The sequence below is a fragment of the Ornithinimicrobium pratense genome (assembly GCF_008843165.1).
In the GTDB taxonomy this organism is placed as follows: domain Bacteria; phylum Actinomycetota; class Actinomycetes; order Actinomycetales; family Dermatophilaceae; genus Ornithinicoccus; species Ornithinicoccus pratensis.
This window is the reverse complement of the sequence record NZ_CP044427.1, coordinates 2,831,620-2,846,388: the sequence shown is the minus strand read 5'-3', so window position 1 is coordinate 2,846,388 and position 14,769 is coordinate 2,831,620. Positions and strand designations below refer to the sequence as shown.

General features: G+C 65.0%; 14 protein-coding genes. 4 read left to right on the top strand and 10 right to left on the bottom strand.

The features are described from left to right. Nucleotides 1-812 precede the first annotated feature (812 nt). A complete protein-coding gene (locus FY030_RS13060; RefSeq protein WP_238348329.1) occupies nucleotides 813-1,094 on the top strand; it encodes a luciferase domain-containing protein in 282 nt (93 codons plus the stop codon). Between the two features lie 77 nt (nucleotides 1,095-1,171). On the opposite strand, the gene FY030_RS13055 is transcribed toward FY030_RS13060, so the two are convergent. The 4 genes from FY030_RS13055 to FY030_RS13040 all read right to left on the bottom strand — a co-directional run bounded on the left by FY030_RS13055 (nucleotide 1,172) and on the right by FY030_RS13040 (nucleotide 5,026). Continuing rightward, a complete protein-coding gene (locus FY030_RS13055; RefSeq protein ID WP_238348323.1) occupies nucleotides 1,172-2,635 on the bottom strand; it encodes a hypothetical protein in 1,464 nt (487 codons plus the stop codon). Further along, nucleotides 2,632-2,967, bottom strand: a complete 336-nt coding sequence (locus tag FY030_RS13050) for a helix-turn-helix domain-containing protein (protein ID WP_158061886.1) — start codon at nucleotides 2,965-2,967, stop codon at nucleotides 2,632-2,634. The genes FY030_RS13055 and FY030_RS13050 overlap by 4 nt, the downstream gene beginning before the upstream one ends. Beyond that, nucleotides 2,964-4,079, bottom strand: coding sequence for a tyrosine-type recombinase/integrase (locus FY030_RS13045; protein WP_158061884.1), 1,116 nt, complete (start codon nucleotides 4,077-4,079; stop codon nucleotides 2,964-2,966). Before FY030_RS13045 ends, FY030_RS13050 begins: the two co-directional genes overlap by 4 nt. Before the next feature lie 485 nt (nucleotides 4,080-4,564). Continuing rightward, a complete protein-coding gene (locus FY030_RS13040; RefSeq protein ID WP_158061882.1) occupies nucleotides 4,565-5,026 on the bottom strand; it encodes a VOC family protein in 462 nt (153 codons plus the stop codon). A 482-nt stretch (nucleotides 5,027-5,508) separates the two neighbouring features. Between FY030_RS13040 and FY030_RS13035 the strand changes: the two genes are divergently transcribed. Both FY030_RS13035 and FY030_RS13030 read left to right on the top strand, forming a co-directional pair. After that, nucleotides 5,509-6,159, top strand: coding sequence for a hypothetical protein (locus FY030_RS13035; RefSeq protein ID WP_158061881.1), 651 nt, complete (start codon nucleotides 5,509-5,511; stop codon nucleotides 6,157-6,159). Further along, entirely contained in the window at nucleotides 6,122-7,270 is a 1,149-nt protein-coding gene (locus tag FY030_RS13030) for a helix-turn-helix domain-containing protein (RefSeq protein WP_272950517.1), read from the top strand. The genes FY030_RS13035 and FY030_RS13030 overlap by 38 nt, the downstream gene beginning before the upstream one ends. 233 nt (nucleotides 7,271-7,503) lie before the next feature. On the opposite strand, the gene FY030_RS13025 is transcribed toward FY030_RS13030, so the two are convergent. The 4 genes from FY030_RS13025 to FY030_RS13010 all read right to left on the bottom strand — a co-directional run bounded on the left by FY030_RS13025 (nucleotide 7,504) and on the right by FY030_RS13010 (nucleotide 11,208). Continuing rightward, nucleotides 7,504-8,004, bottom strand: coding sequence for a hypothetical protein (locus tag FY030_RS13025; protein ID WP_158061879.1), 501 nt, complete (start codon nucleotides 8,002-8,004; stop codon nucleotides 7,504-7,506). A 231-nt stretch (nucleotides 8,005-8,235) separates the two neighbouring features. After that, on the bottom strand, nucleotides 8,236-8,451 hold the full coding sequence (locus FY030_RS13020; protein ID WP_158061876.1) for a DUF4177 domain-containing protein: 216 nt from the start codon (nucleotides 8,449-8,451) through the stop codon (nucleotides 8,236-8,238). 808 nt (nucleotides 8,452-9,259) lie between these two features. Then, the gene (locus tag FY030_RS13015; RefSeq protein ID WP_158061875.1) at nucleotides 9,260-9,730 is read right to left on the bottom strand and encodes a hypothetical protein; all 471 of its coding nucleotides are present in this window, start codon (nucleotides 9,728-9,730) and stop codon (nucleotides 9,260-9,262) included. A 95-nt stretch (nucleotides 9,731-9,825) separates the two neighbouring features. Next, complete coding sequence (locus FY030_RS13010) at nucleotides 9,826-11,208, bottom strand: RNA-directed DNA polymerase (protein WP_192498609.1); 1,383 nt, start codon at nucleotides 11,206-11,208, stop codon at nucleotides 9,826-9,828. Between the two features lie 870 nt (nucleotides 11,209-12,078). Here FY030_RS13010 and FY030_RS17365 point away from each other — a divergent pair. After that, the gene (locus FY030_RS17365) at nucleotides 12,079-12,324 is read left to right on the top strand and encodes a YdeI/OmpD-associated family protein (protein ID WP_158061873.1); all 246 of its coding nucleotides are present in this window, start codon (nucleotides 12,079-12,081) and stop codon (nucleotides 12,322-12,324) included. A gap of 368 nt (nucleotides 12,325-12,692) precedes the next feature. Here FY030_RS17365 and FY030_RS13000 read toward each other — a convergent pair whose 3' ends face one another. Both FY030_RS13000 and FY030_RS12995 read right to left on the bottom strand, forming a co-directional pair. Next, on the bottom strand, nucleotides 12,693-13,586 hold the full coding sequence (locus FY030_RS13000) for a GNAT family N-acetyltransferase (protein WP_158061872.1): 894 nt from the start codon (nucleotides 13,584-13,586) through the stop codon (nucleotides 12,693-12,695). A 5-nt stretch (nucleotides 13,587-13,591) separates the two neighbouring features. Continuing rightward, nucleotides 13,592-14,752: a M20/M25/M40 family metallo-hydrolase gene (locus FY030_RS12995; protein ID WP_158061871.1), complete on the bottom strand. Its 1,161-nt coding sequence runs from the start codon at nucleotides 14,750-14,752 to the stop codon at nucleotides 13,592-13,594. Nucleotides 14,753-14,769: the final 17 nt, after the last annotated feature.

Below are 14,769 nucleotides of genomic sequence, written 5' to 3'. Positions count from 1 at the left end.
CATGGTGCTGAACCGACTGGAGTGGGCACTGGGCAGCAACCGCATGGATCTGACGGACCTCGCAGAGATTGAGTCCTCGCTGTCCCGGGTACTGACGGCCTACCGGGCCCGCAGCGACAGGCTGCACCGCCGCGAACGGCGCAGGTAGCTGCCGCCAGGTCGCCGCCTCGGCGGGGCCGATCTTGCATCGTTCAGGGGGTATCGTCCCGCCCGGCCCGACGTCGCTCGATCAGGCGAACCATCCCACCACCTCCCCGGAAAATGGACTCAGCCGCGGCGACCATCGCGCCCGTCGGGTCATGTCGCCCCAATATGGCGTGACTCGCTCAAGGGCGGAAGGCGAGGCTCGCGTTGTCCATCTCACCCTCGTGAACGGGGGTTCGCCGCGCTCGACCGCGGCCAGCAACCGGCCGTGGTCGGCGTCGAGCTGACGGCGTCCGAGCGGGAGAGTCGGCACCTGGCCCGATCGCCGAGGGGGTCGCTGCTGAGGGGACATTATTTCGTGCCAACGATATACCATACTGGTGGACGGCGATATTCCACTTGGCACATATAGGGCTGGATTCGCCACTCCGGTCCTATCCGCAACCTCAGGCTGGGCGCCGTCTGGGTAGACTCGCGGCGTGCTGAGTGAACAGAGAGCAGGATTGCGACCCGCCACCTCTGACGAGGGACCCCACCGTCAACTCGACCAGAGGGCCCCTGCGGCTCTGTGGGGCCAGTTGGTAGCGCGCGTCTTCGGGCGGGAGAACGTCGAAGAGGGCATCAGCCAGGTCTCACCAGCCTCATCGAGGGCGGTCTTCCTTGTGGGTATGGCACAAGAGCGCGATCCGCAGACCTCACTGGCACCCGGTAGGCGCCTTGAGCCGGTGCACCTTCACGGCGTCGAGGACACCAGTGTCCATCTCACGTTGCCTACCGCTCGGGGCGCGGAACTGGTGCAGCTGGGGTGGGCCGAGCCGCACCAGTACGCGGACTTCGACACCGAGTTCATGATCTACGGGCCGCGGAACGAGCAGGAGCTAGAGCAGGTGCTCTCCGTGATCGAGGAAAGTTTGGCCTTCGCCAGCGACGAGGAGGATCTTCGTCACTGACGCAGGCACGGCACCCTCTCCCCGGTGGTCGAGGTTCCGCTGCAGGAGGCAACCAGCGTTCTTGAGTTCGACGTTACTTACTGCTGCAGGGCTCGGTCTCGTAGTGCGGTGTAGGTGCTCCAGTCCCGTGCGGCGAGGGCGGCCCAGCGGGTCGCGGTCGTGGGCGAGAGACCGAGGATCTCGGCCAGGATCGGAGTGGGCATGGTCGAGGCGAGCTGGAACATGGCAGCGTTGCGGGCGGCCAGGGGTTGGATGCCGCGGGCGACGAGCTGGCTGCGGATGTTCTCGGTGACCAGGTGCTTGCCGGGTATGCCGCCGGGGAAGAGCCAGGTGTCGGGGCGGCTGGCGTAGGAGGCCTGCCCGCGGCGAGTGAGGTGGGTGCGCACGAGATGGTCGAGGGGGTCGGGCAGCTCGATGGGGTAGGTGTCGAACGTGGCCCGGGTGATGCCGGCGGCGGTGACGGTGATCTGGTCGACGCGCATGCGGCACACGCGGGCCAGGGGTTGGGCGTAGAGCAGGACGAAGAGGCCAGCGATGCGGGTGTAGAGGCGGATCGTGTCGTCGTGCAGGAGCAGCTGGACGTGCCTCCACCTGTCCTCGTCGGGGAGGGTGACGGCCGGTTGCAGGTCGGGCCGTTTGGGCGGGGACAGTTCCCGGCCCAGGTCGGTGGCCTCGCACCAGGTCAGAAACGGTCGCAGCGCGGTGACGCGGGCACGGTGCTGCTCGGCGTACCGGTCCAGGTCGTCCTGGGTGAGGTCAGCCAGGTCCATGCGGTGTTCGGTCAGCCACCCCAGAAAACGGGCGGTGACGACGATGGTGGCACGGGCGGCCGAGATCGCTCCGTGGGTCAAGGTCCCGCGCTGTTCCTCGCGGCGCAGTCGCCGCAGGACCTGCCAGCGGGCGAACCGGTTGAGCACTTCTGCGTGTTCGTCCGGAAGCGTGCTCAGGAGCTGGTTCAGCCATGGGGTGACGCGCTCGAGTTCGGCGTGGAAGGGCGGCAGGACCCCGAGGGCGGCGAGGAGGTCGCGCAGGTAGTTGTGGGTCTTGTCCGCGGGCATGGCCTCGAAGGTGGCGTGGGAGATCTCGATGTCGCCGCGGGCCATCGCGGCCAGGACGGACGGGCCGGTGGAGCGGGTGAACCAGTAGAGGGTGGTCTGTGGCCGTGGTCCGCAGACCAGGGCCTCGTGCACCGGCCGGAGCTGGGGGTGGATGCCACCGTCGGGGCCGGACAGCAGCGCTGTGGCCTTCTCCTTCAGGGCGCAGTGCCCGCACAGCCTGCCCCACGGGGAGTCTTCCCGCCCGCAGTCGGTGCAGGCGTAGACGGCCTCGTTGCCGGTGCAGGTCGCGCACGACGGCCGGCGGTCGCCGTCGTAGAACGCCAGCACCCTGATGTTCGCGCAGCCGGGGCAGGCCTGGGCGGTCCGGGCGAAGCGTAGGGTGCAGCGCTGGCAGACCGGTTGCTCCAGGACGATCCGGGTGCAGCGTTCGTGTCGGCCACAGTGTGCGCAGTCCTGGCGCGGCAGCCGCGCCCGTGGGCTCATCCGTCCTCGGGCGGGCGGCGGACCCGGGCCCGGATCGGGCGCAGGTCACCGATCCCCGGACCGCTGTCCCCGGTCCCTGTCTTGGTGGTCTGGTCCTCGACGACGGTGGGGACCAACAGGTCGTTGGGTTCGCAGTCCAGGATGTCGCACAGGGCGGCCAGGACCTCCATGTTCAGCCGTTGCGGAGTGCGGGCCACCAGTCGATACACGTGCTCGCGGGACAGGTGCACGCCGCGTTCGGCCAGCAGCGGGACGAGGTCGGAGGTCTGGTACATGCCGTGGGTGGCCATCACCTGGCGCAGGTGCCATCCCATGGCGGTGCGGACGGTCATGACGGGTCCTCCTGATCGGTGGGTGCGTAGACGCGGGCCAGTGCGGCCTTCAGCGTCTTGTCCTTGAAGTCGTTGCTGACCGAGGCGTAGATCGCGGTGGTCGATGCGTAGGCGTGCCCGACCTGCTCCTGGACGAAGCGTTCGGGGTAGCCGAACTCGATCAAGTGGGTCACGTAGGAGTGGCGCAGGCAGTGCAGCGACAGCGCAGGGTCAAGGCCTACCTGCTCGCGCACGTCGGCGAAGCGGGCGTCCAGGTGGCGCAGCGAGACCCTCGAGAGCCGCTCGGTCACCCACAGGGCCGGCTGGCCGGGTGCCTTGAACAACGGCCGTGCCTGCTCCACCCACTGGCGCATGCCCTCGATGGCCCAGTCGAACTCCGGCACCGCCAGGACGGTGCGGCGGCGCGGGACACCACCGCGGACGGCCTTGCCGTACCGGACGTGGACCGAGCCGTAGGTGCCCCAACGGGGCACGTGCGGGTTGGGTCGCAGGTCGGCCACGTCCAGGCGGCACAGCTCGTTACGACGCAGCCCGAACGCGTAGGCCGTCTTGAAGATCTGCGCGTCCCGCAACGCGCTCAGGGCACCCTTGCGGCCCGAGGACGCGGCCCGTTCCACCTGGCCGTCCAGGTGGTCGAAGAGATCCTGCAGCTCTCCGTACGTCAGCGGGCGCCGTGCCGGGCGGCCCTCGTACTCGTTCAGGTGTGCCACCGTGTTCCACTCGTGGCAGACCTGGGAGGGCACGGCGGCAAACCGGTCGCGGCACTCCTTCAGCCAGCCGTAACGGGCGTCGGTGACGTAGTCGCAGAACATCCGTAAGGCCAGGTGGTACCCGCGGATCGTGGAGGGTGCTCGGGCACCGGGTCCGCTGGCCAAGGAGACGGTGAAGTCCTCCACGTCACCCGGTCCCCACGCCCACGGGTAGGAGTCGGCGAACTCGGTAAACCGGCGCACCAGTCGCGCTCGGTCGGTGACCGTCTTGCTCCCCAGAAGCCGGGACTGCTGCTGACGTCCCCACCCGGTCAGCATGGCCTCGAAGACGGCGCTCTCCTCGTTCAGATGAGCGATCCCAGCGACGAGGAGCAGTCCTGCCGAGCCGGGCACGTCGACCATCAGGACCGCCAATCGCCGTTGCCGTAGAAGTCATATTGTTGCTTCTGACGTTACACCATGGACTGCGTCCCTGGTCGGCGCACCATGCAGGGACTCGAGCCCGGACTACGAATCCGCAGACCACCCTGCTCATGTGACATCTGGCGCGATAATGCTCGCTTGGACCGGCAATGCCAGAGGTGTGTGGGACATGAGCGGGGCGGTTTCGGTCAGACTCAGGGTCGGTCTCGGTCAGCCTCAGGGATGGTCTGGGTCATGCTCAGGCCGGTCGGTCTGCGTGGTGCGTGTTCGGCACGGCTGGTCGGGAGGGTGAGTCGATGTGGTGCGTCCCTGAGGTCGGGTTGTGCATTTGGGCGTGGCGGGTGCTGGCGTCGGCTTTGGCACTGGGCCACCGGAATCATGCTCGAGCCATTGGATGATTGCCCTGGAGTCGCTGCGCCTGGGCCACTGCTTCGTGGTGGACACTCGGCGTGCTGCGCGACGGGTCAATGGCGCTCGGCGTCGGTTGCGAAGCCCTCGAGCTGCGGCAGCTGCTCTTCCGGCATCGTCTCCTGGAACAGTGTGATCTGGAGGTCGCCGGGCGCGTCGAGCCGGGAGTTCAGCGACTGCCACGGCGTCAGCACCGGCTCGGCGACGACGCGTGCTCCCGCGGACTCCAGGCGACGGGTCATCCCCTTGGAGTCGGTGACCTCGAAGGCCAGGCGGATGCGCTGGCTCTCTTGACCGTCGGCCTCGATCTCGTCGATGGCCTTCTTGTGGCCGGGGGAGGCGATCTCCAGCGTGGCTCGGCCTGCCTCGAGGATCGACACCCGGTCGTCGGCGCCCTGGGCGTAGGCGATCCGCTCGGGCAGGCCGAGCAAGTCGCGGTAGAAGCGCACCGCGGCGTCGAAGTCCTCGGCCTCGACAACGACACGGAGCTGCAGCACGGGCTGGTTCTCATCGTCCATGTCAGCATCCTCCACCGGCCGGCGAGCGGACGGCAGTTGCCCCGTCACCGGACGTCGTCCTGTTGCGGTCCATAATCCGTCGTGGACCCAACTCCTGCCGGGAAGCCCACGCAAGAAGCCTCCTCAACCGGCCGAAAGACTGCATATCCGGCTTGGTCGTGTTCCTCCCCCTCGGCTGCCATGACCAGCTCGTGGGGCGGCGGGGGAGGAGGGCCTTGTGCCTCGCGACCAGCGGCAAATGAGCGCGTCACCACCGAGTTGGGCAACACGCGCTGTGCCGGTTGCTCGCCGACCGCTTCACGCCTGCGTGGCGGCCCGGTGGTTCTGTGTCAGCGCGAAAAGAGTCTCAGCCGGCCGCGTCACATGTCCACTCGCCGAGGCTGCGAGACACGTGACGCAACCCGCGCTCCTTGGCTTGACGATTTCCGACCTCGCATGAGGTAAGGTTTCGTCAAGCAACCTCACCGCAAGGAGCCATTGCCATGACTGCAGTCGCGATCGACCACGTCGCCGAGGGCCGCCTCCAGCAACTCGGTCTCAGTGCAGACCTGCTCGTACGGGCGCTTCTGCGCGCCGATGCCGAGGCCAAGATGACAACCGGTCTTGAGCCGCCCACTGCGGAGGGGACAACCAGATACGGCAAGACCGTGCGCTACGTGCGCGAGGAACTAGTGCCTCTGGGCTGGAAGCCAGACAACGCGAAGAACTTCTGCCGAACGATCCACCCCAGCGGTTCGTTCTCGATCGTGACCAGTTCGGGCGACGAGTTCACCGGTGTCCATGTGCCGGGCATGAAGCCATCGACAAAGTACCCCAAGGGCGACCTGACAGCTCTGGCGGTCAAGCAGAACGCAGACCAGGGCGTGCTCGACCTCGGTGACGCTTACGCGCTTCGCGCGCTCGACCCGGCAGACCTGGAGAACGTCTGGTTCCTCCTCCAGCGGGTGACCGACGAGACTATCTACGCCGAACTGTCGCTACCGACGTCGATCGAGAAGGGGGTCATAGTCGACTGGGAAGAGCGAATCCTCCTTCCGCAAGTCTCGCGCCAAGACCCGCCCCTGACTATGGCGATCGAAGAGCCCCCGTCCGACGATGGCGACGCTTACAACGTCGAAGTCGCGCTGCGTTAGCCAAGTAGGAACAGAGTCCGTGTTAAACCCAACGCGATTGGCGGCCGCCCGAAAGCGCCGAGGCTGGACCTTGACGAAGCTGGCAGGCGAGACTGGCCTGAGCCGAGTGAGTCTGTCGGCTTACGAAAATCAGCACCAGGACCCAACACCCCAGACCCTGGCGACCCTGGCGGAAGCGCTTGGCGTCGAGGAGGCGTTCTTGACCGCCGACGATCTGGACGAGATCCCGGTCGAGTCAGTCAGTTTTCGAGCTCTAAGCAAAATGACGGCACGCACCCGTGATCGCGGACTGAGCTCCGGACGCATCGCCATTCTCATCAACGAGTGGATCGAGCAGAGGTTCGCGCTCCCTGAGCCCGACGTCCCCACCTTGACTGGGCGAGATCCTGAGCTGGCGGCGCAGGAGGTTCGAGCCCGCTGGGGGCTGGGGGAGCAGCCCATTGGCAACATGGTTCACCTTCTGGAGGCCCATGGCATCCGGGTCTTCTCGCTAACCAATGACACGAATGACCTAGATGCGTACTGCGTGAACTGGCACGGCCAGCCGTTCATCCTGCTCAGTCGAGAGAAGTCGGGGGAGCGGCGTCGGTTCAACGCTGCTCACGAGTTAGGGCACCTGGTCCTTCACGGTGAAGACAAGATCCCCAACGGACCCGACGCGGAGGCTGAGGCGAACAGATTCGCCGCGGCGTTCTTGATGCCGAGGGCTGGTGTGCTCGCGCAAGGACTTACCAACGCCACGGCGCCCCAGGTCCTCGAAGCCAAGAAGCGTTGGAGAGTCGCCGCGATGGCTATGGCACACCGCGCGAACGAACTGGGGCTGATGACGGAGTGGGCATACCGCAGTCTCTGCATCGACCTGTCGCGCCTTGGCTACCGTCGTGGTGAGCCACATGGCATTGCACACGAATCGTCGATGCTGCTCACTAAGGTCATGCAGCAGTTACGCGCCAGTCAGAGCGGCCTAGGGACGATCGCAGCCGATCTGGGTCTGCACCCTGCCGAAGTCCAGGCCTACATGATGGGCCTGACGCCGCTGGCGGTCGACGGCCGGTTGGGCGGTCGCACCACCGGTCGCCAAGGTCACTTGCGAGTAGTCGAGAACGGATAAGGAACCGTGCCCCGGCCTGGCCGGCATCACCGCGGCATCTTCTGACCAGCAATAACGACCCCTTCGCGTGAGCCGGTGCTTCGGAAAGCAAGCTGGGATCCCGAACCAGTTAGTCCGTGTCCACATCAACTCGCGCGGACACTTTGTCGGCTGGCCGGATTCAGGGGGGTGCCTGTCCAAACCACCACGCCTGGCTGAACCGGCGAGCCATCCGCGGCTACTCTGCGCGAGCGTTAAGAGGGACCACCAGTGCCGCGTTGCTCCAGCACCCGCCCTCCCAAGGCGGCCAAGCCGAGCACCACGATGCCGCCAGCGCCCATGACGACCTTGCCGAGCACGCTGTCCAAGAAGCGCTTGTTCTCGCTGTCCTTGATGAACTGCTGGCGGCCGGTCTCTTGGATCTGCTCCACGAGCCAGCGCCGCTGCTCCCAGGGCAGCTCCCCCTTATCTAGTTCTGCCTTCAGGATCGTTCGGATGTCCCCGTACGCATCGTGGACGTGGTCGCCGCTCCGTTCGTTCGTCTTCAGGGTGGACTCGTATGCGGTCTCCACAGCGCCTACGACCTCTACTGCGAAGTCCTTGAAGCTCGGAAACTGTTCAACGACCTTCAGCGCCACCTCCGTGTCCATGTCCGGCATCATGGCGACGAAGCGCAGCAACTTGTCCTTCGACAGCTCCCGCCAGGTCTCGATGCCCAGCTCCCGCTTGATCTCCAACTCGCTGCTGTAGCCCATGCTCGTCTGTCCCTCCTGGTCTTCGCGAATCGTAGACCGTTGGGCGGATCTCCTCTGCGATCACGTCGCCGGAGCCGCTCGGCGCAACAGGCTCGGTCGGCATCTTATGTTCGCTCTGACCGCCACGCCTCCCACGCCACCCGGGCACGGTTCCGGCAGACCGAGATACCCTCACCGCACGAGCGACGTGCGGCAATTACGGAGGTCTATCGTCGTGCCCAGTCGAGTGGCTCAGATCGCCTCGAACACCATGGTGGCCTGGACTCGGTCACCACCCCCGAAGCCCTTGCTGCCGGAGGACGCCGTGCTGATGGTGTGAAGTCGGTAGCCTTTCGCCGCCTGCTGGTTGATGGCCTTTTCCAGCTCGGTGAGGTTGCCCGAGCCGGTTCCCAGGAGCTTCTCCTTTAGAACGACCTGCAGAACAACGTAGTTCGGACCTTGCGCCACAATTCCTCCAAGACTCACTAGCGATGGCCGCACTGTAACCCAACTGTGGTCGCCGGCGCGCCCTGCTGGACACACTCTCCTGCGCGGCAGGGGGTCGCGCGTCCCGCGCGTTCGGCGTTAGATGAGTGCGCAGGGGCGGCGCCCCAGCGGCCTACTCTCGGCCACTCTCTGGAATTTGAGCGGCAGGATCGGCGCCAGGACTGCGATGTGCCTGTTACCGATCACGTCAAGGACGGGGGTCGCACCAAAGAGGCAGCAGTCGCGATCGACAGTTAACCCTGCTTCAAAGTGAGGTAGCGGTCCGTGCGTCCGATGAGCGCCAACGGGTCACCGTTCCCGACGGTGAACGAGACCACGTCACCCTCCTCGACCTCCGCCTGCAGAGTCGGGGAGCCAACCCAGTCGATGCGGGCCCCGATTGAAATGTCACCGGCGGGCACAGGCCATTCAATCGTCTCCCGGTTGCCGATCCGCCCTACCTCAATGCCATCGATGAGAATCCGAAACTTGCGCCCTCGGTTGGCCCACGGGCTGTTCTCTCTGCGAACGCGGACAACCCCACCCATGCTGACCTACTTCCCTAGAGTCTCGTCGAGTACCGGGTGGGTGCCACCGCGGCGCATCCATCTGTGGCCGCTTCGTAGCAGCACGCTTTGGCCGGTAGGTCAACCTAACTCATGGCGGCATGTGCGGATGCGGTGCTAGTGACGTTGGTCAGGTGCGCGAGCAGGCGGCCCGGTCGAGGTGCGAGGCATGGGAGCGCCACGAGCGACTCCATCGAATGTCAGTCAGTTGAGATGCACAATCATCAGCTTTGAGAAAGTTCTTTGCGCGTCGCAAGATCAAGTTCCTCAACGAACTCGCAACACACGTCAGCGCAGGTAGCCACTGACATCGCACTTAGAACCAATCTGCCTTCGTTCAGCGGAACTCCGACCAGGATCGCCTTTCCGGCCTCTTGCGCTTTTTGCATGCGGGTGAGTCCTCCAGAACCGTGAGCGATACCATTTCTAACCCATATGGCTGCGTCTAGTCTCGCCCAAGATGAAAGTTCAGTAATCCTGACGCCAAAAACCCCGGCTAAGGCTTCCTTCCTGGCAAGCCACGTATTGTATGCCTTGTTTGCTTCTTTCTTAAGGAGGTACTGTATTCCAACGTCAACCTCACGGGACGCCTTCTCGAATAGCGCACTAAGAATGCCGTCAGCATAGAATTCTGTATAACCGAGAAGAGTCATCCAGGTGCCCATCCCGAGTACATTCTCTTCCTGGCCCGTCACGCGGCCGTCTCTAACTAGTTCTTGATATAAACCAGCAGACTGACGGAGCTGCAACAGGGTGCGCTCTGTCAGTGCCAAGCGCACGTGCCTTACCATCAAGCACCCGCCAGCGTGCGCAGCAGTGGGTCATGGGCAAAGGCCTTCTGGCGTTGTGATCTATTCGCGGGGGTTCCCAACTCGCGCGCCGCCTCAGCGTAGTAAACATGCAGACACTCGGGCGCACTGTGTTGGGCTTTGAGCAGGTTCTCCATGGATATCTCGCCCGATGCGGCAAGGGCCCATATCGCATAGGCTCGAAGGGGTGCATCCGACCAGTGCATGGCGCAGTTTTGCAACCACTTGACCCTAGACTCACGGTTTCGCTTGAGATCGAGTATGCGAGCTCCGGAGTAGGCGTGCACGATCCACATCTTCTGCCAGTCGTTGGTGGCCGTTTTGTCCGCAAGTTCGTCCAGTACAGCGGCGAGCCTGGTTTTGGCCACGCGGGCCCTGCTGAGTCGCAGTACATACTTCAGAGCAGCGGGGGTCAACTCGGCCAAGTAACGGACCAGGATTGGAACCTTCTCAAGAGCGCGATCATCGCGCGCTCGTGCTAACCCAGCTAGGGCCCTCCGCAAGAGCCTCACCTCCGCCGGACCAGCACCCCGGAGATCTATGGCGTTATCGTCATCGCCCGGCCATTCGGTAACCCTTTCGATCAAACGGGCAGCCGCGTCAGCATCCTGCGTGAAGTCGTCTGTATAGTCACCGACGACATCCTCTACTTCTTGTCTTGCCAGTACAACTCCGGTTTCACCGACCGCAAGGCCCATAACTTCCATGTAATAGGTCGAAAAGGATGGGATTGTTGTCTTGGCTTCATTAAGCGTCAAACTGGCTCTACGCAAACAAGCGTCAAGATCCTCTAGTCCCCTGAGCGCGTCCATGTAGCCTCTAGCAGTCACCCTAAAGTCGTCGTTGAAGCGCCACACCTCGTGGCCTCGGCGGAGCATCTCCCTTTCGACCGCGTCTATGTATATCTCCGAAAGGACGTCGGATGACGCGTGCAGTTGCGGGAGACCGACAGGGCGTCCTTGTAGTTCTCCCAAGAATTCGATGAGGTGTTGCGCGGCCTCGTAGTCAGCCCCAAGAATGATGAGCTGCTCATGTAGAAGCTCATGATCAACATGTCGATAGAAAGCCACAACGTCTGACTTCAAGACGTATTTGATGGGCGAGGACCAAGGCAAAAGCGTGCCGAAATCTATTTTCCCACTGGTGAATTCTGGCTCTGGGACGAGAGACTCACCGTGTTTGACTGGGGCTAAGGAGAACTGCAGCCAATCCTCCGGGCTCCGCCGAAGCGGCGGTATGTCTTGTGTGACTAGTTTAGTGAGAGCACCATAAGCCACGCGCTCAGGTAAGCCGATGAGCGGCAGAGGGCGCAGTCCGTGCCTTGACTTCCGGGCCGATACCTCGGCCACAGGATGCACGACCATGCCGCTGCCTAGACGAGAATGAGTCACCTTCGACAGGACTGTGGGAAAGTTGGTCACTTGAGACCACCACTCCGGTTCTGGAGGAAGCAAGTTGCGTAGGGCTCCCGCCTCGTCAGACGCGGCCGATTCAAGCTGCAACTGGTCCAAGAGACGTGGTGAGAGTGGTCGCATGACGGGATGGTAACGACAATCGGCCAGATTCGGTCAGTTGGTTGCACTGACGTGGAGTGATCGCGTGACTAGTCGCTTCGGCTGATACAAGACGGGCCAGCGACATGTCGATGGTCAAAGGCCCGCTCATCGGCGGAGTCGTGATGTCACGCACCTCGGCGTGAGAGCGATGTCACGCATGTGGCGGGTGCTGCGGCGGGCAGCATATTCGTCGACGGTGAGCAGTGGCGTCGTGGCGTCCATGACGGTCCCGCAGTAGCTGGAAAGCGCTGGAAGCCCCGTGCTGCCGCATGGGCGCACCGGGTCCTGGGCTCCAAACCGAGGGAGGTCGCTATGTGCATGTCTCCGGCCACCAGGGTGTTCCCGTCGATGGCAGACAACTCGGCCGTGAACTGGATGGATGACTGCTTCGCGTCTTGAGTGGCGTTGCCGACGTCGGCGAGCGAGGAACGACACTCGCGCGGGCAAGTCGCGGTGCGGGAACCATTGAGGGGCATCCGTTTGCGACAGTCGGAGAGCCGGACGGACACCGGGGGCACTGGATCCGCCTGGACCAGGCGCTGTACCACGACGCCGGGGTTGGGCCCGGGGACACCGGCGACCCGACTGGCCAGAGCCTGACGTGCCTTATGACCTAAAGGCTGCCCTGGACGATGCCCCCGCACGACTCCGGGGAGCTGGTGGGAGGACCTCACGGCAATGGCCCGGTGGGAGTGGGTCCGCTGGATCCAAGCAACGAGGAACCCGGCAACTCGGCGGCGCCGGGTGGAGGCCAGCGTTTCGAAGCTGGACGGTGGGAAGCGGCGGCCCTGGTGCTTCGACCGGTCATCGTGCGCTGCCCCTGCCCTGGCCAGGAGCGGGAAGCTGCGCAGTCCGTCCCTGTACGCCGCTGGTCCCCGTGCGCGCGCCGTACGGTCAGAATCGGACTGGGGTGGCCATCACTGATGCACGTATGTTGCACGGGACGCCCCACACGACGCTGTTACGTGCGATATCCGCAGGTCAACCCGTTTCCCCTGGGTGTCTTGTAAACAGGTGGTCGATGGTTCGAGTCCCTTCGCCAGCTCTCCTCATGACCAGGCTGCCCAGCGGTGGAGCCCGCGGCAGATCAGCCGGCATCTGCGCGCCCGGGTTCCCCGACGATCCCGCCATGCGGTTGTGCCACGAGACATTTCCCCAGCCCGGATCCGCGTTGTTGCGGCCCTCGCCGCTGCGCCGCACCGCCGTTCTCCTGCCAAGAAGTGTGAAACGGACACATGCCCAGAGAGGGGAAAGGTCGCACTCACACTTCAACCTCGTGGAGAGGGCGGTCGTCAGCCGCGCGTCAACGTATATGTGCCGTCGCGAGCTACTGCGCTGACCTGCCAGCCCTCAGCCATCAAAGGCTGCAGGGTGTCGCGCACCGCCCCGCGCCAGGCGATCCCCGCCTCCGGGGAGCGCCGACGTAGATCCTCTATGTCCGGGTGAACACGCAGGCGGAGTACGCCCTCGCTATCCACGCGCTGTGGGCCGTGGATCGCCGGATACTCGTCGTCGCCGACGTCCAGGAGCAGCAATTCTGGGGTGGTGTCCCCTGTGGGGGGATTCCGGTCCGGTTGAGGCACCGGCTCGTCAAGATGCCAACGGGCGAGTAGTCGGTCGCTGCCCTGCCCGGAGTTGCGACCATCGCGCATCTCGCCGTAAAACTGCGGCAGATACTCCACGAAGCGCGCGCCCAGCCGGTTGCGGTTGAAGCCGGCGTTGCGGACGACGAGCGGGTCAAAGGTCCACTCGATGAGCCGGACACCTCGGTCCAGGCACCAGCTTCGTTGATGCAACTTGAGCGCCAGCCCCAGCCCACGCCCGGTTGACCCGCTCAGCACACCCGTGATGTGCGAGTGGAACAGGTGAAGGCCAGGGGTACCGAAGAAGCCGATGCTCACCCCGACCAAGTCCGCTGCCCTGTAGGCCCCGACGACGTAGTTGCCGGCGTGGACGAGCGCCGTGAGCGTGTGCTGACTCACCGGCGGCGGATCGTGCGGACCGATGCCCCAGACCTGGCCCAGCAGCTTCGGGGCCGCAACCAGGTCATGCACAGTGGTCATCTCTCGGATATCCACCCCGGCCTGCTCTGCCGCGTCTCGGGCGACGAACTCATGGGTCCGCTGTGCGGCGTCGTCGTCGTGATGTACCTCGTCGTTTTCTATGCCGGAAGGACGCTGTCTCATCCCGCTCAACCCTCCTCCCGCTGCGCGCCTGTGCAGCCGTCGGCCACCAAAGCGGCCAGCAGCGCCAGACGGGCCGGGATCTCGTCGGCCAGGGTGTGCTCGTGCTCGGCGTGAGCGCCAGCTCCGGCGGCCCCCAGTCCGTCGAGGGTGCGTTTCCCTGCGGCGGCCGTGAAATTGCCGTCTGAGGCACCACCAACCTCGGTGGAGGTGGGCTTCGGCACGCCGAGCCGGCCGGCCAGATCGGTGGCCCTGTCAAACAGCTCGGCCGAGGCCGACCGCTCGAAGGGGAGCCGACCGATCTGGCCGTGCACGATGAGGCGGGCTCCATCTACGGACGGCTGCAGCCGTCTGATCTCGGCGTCAACCCGCTCCAGCTCGTCCCGGGTAGCCGCACGGACGTCGACCCAGGTCTCGGCTTGGGCCGGCACCGTGTTGCGGGCGGTGCCGCCGCGCGTCAGCGTCGGGGTTACCGTGGTGCCCCGCGACACGTCGGACAGAGCGGCCACGTCCGCGAGGAGGCCACCCAGCGCCAAGGCGGCGTTGACGCCCTGCTCCGGCTCCAGCCCCGCGTGCGCGGCACGCCCGAGGACTTCGAGTCGGTAGCTTCCGGTGCCCTTGCGGGCCAGCTTGAGCGCACCTTCGGCGGCGGCCTCCATGACCAGGACGGCCCTGGCGTCGGCCGCCTCAGCCAGGATCAACGACTCCGAGGTCGTCGATCCCACCTCCTCGTCCCCGGTCACCACGATGGTCACCCCGTCGAGATCGCACCCGGCCTCCTGCAGCATGGCGCAGGCGTGGATGGACATGGCCACGCCGGTGAGCATGTCGAAGACGCCTGGCCCGCGTAGGACACCGTCCTTGTGGCTGAACGGGATCCGGTCAAGCGTACCGACGGGCCACACGGTGTCCTGGTGATTGAGCAGCAGGACCCTGGTGGGGCCGGTGCCAAGGCGGAGCCTCAGATGTGTCACACCGTCCACCACCAGAACCTCTGGGCGCCGCCCGAGCCGTTCCTCAATGATCCCGGCGACCACCTCGGCCCCGCGGGCGACCGCCTCGAGGTCCTCCGAGGGGGATTCGACCTCCACCATCCGGCGTATGTCGTCGATCACGGTGCGCTGTCGCGCCTTGGCCTCATCGGTCAGCCAGGTCAGGTCGTCGCTCATGAGATCCTACTTAGTTC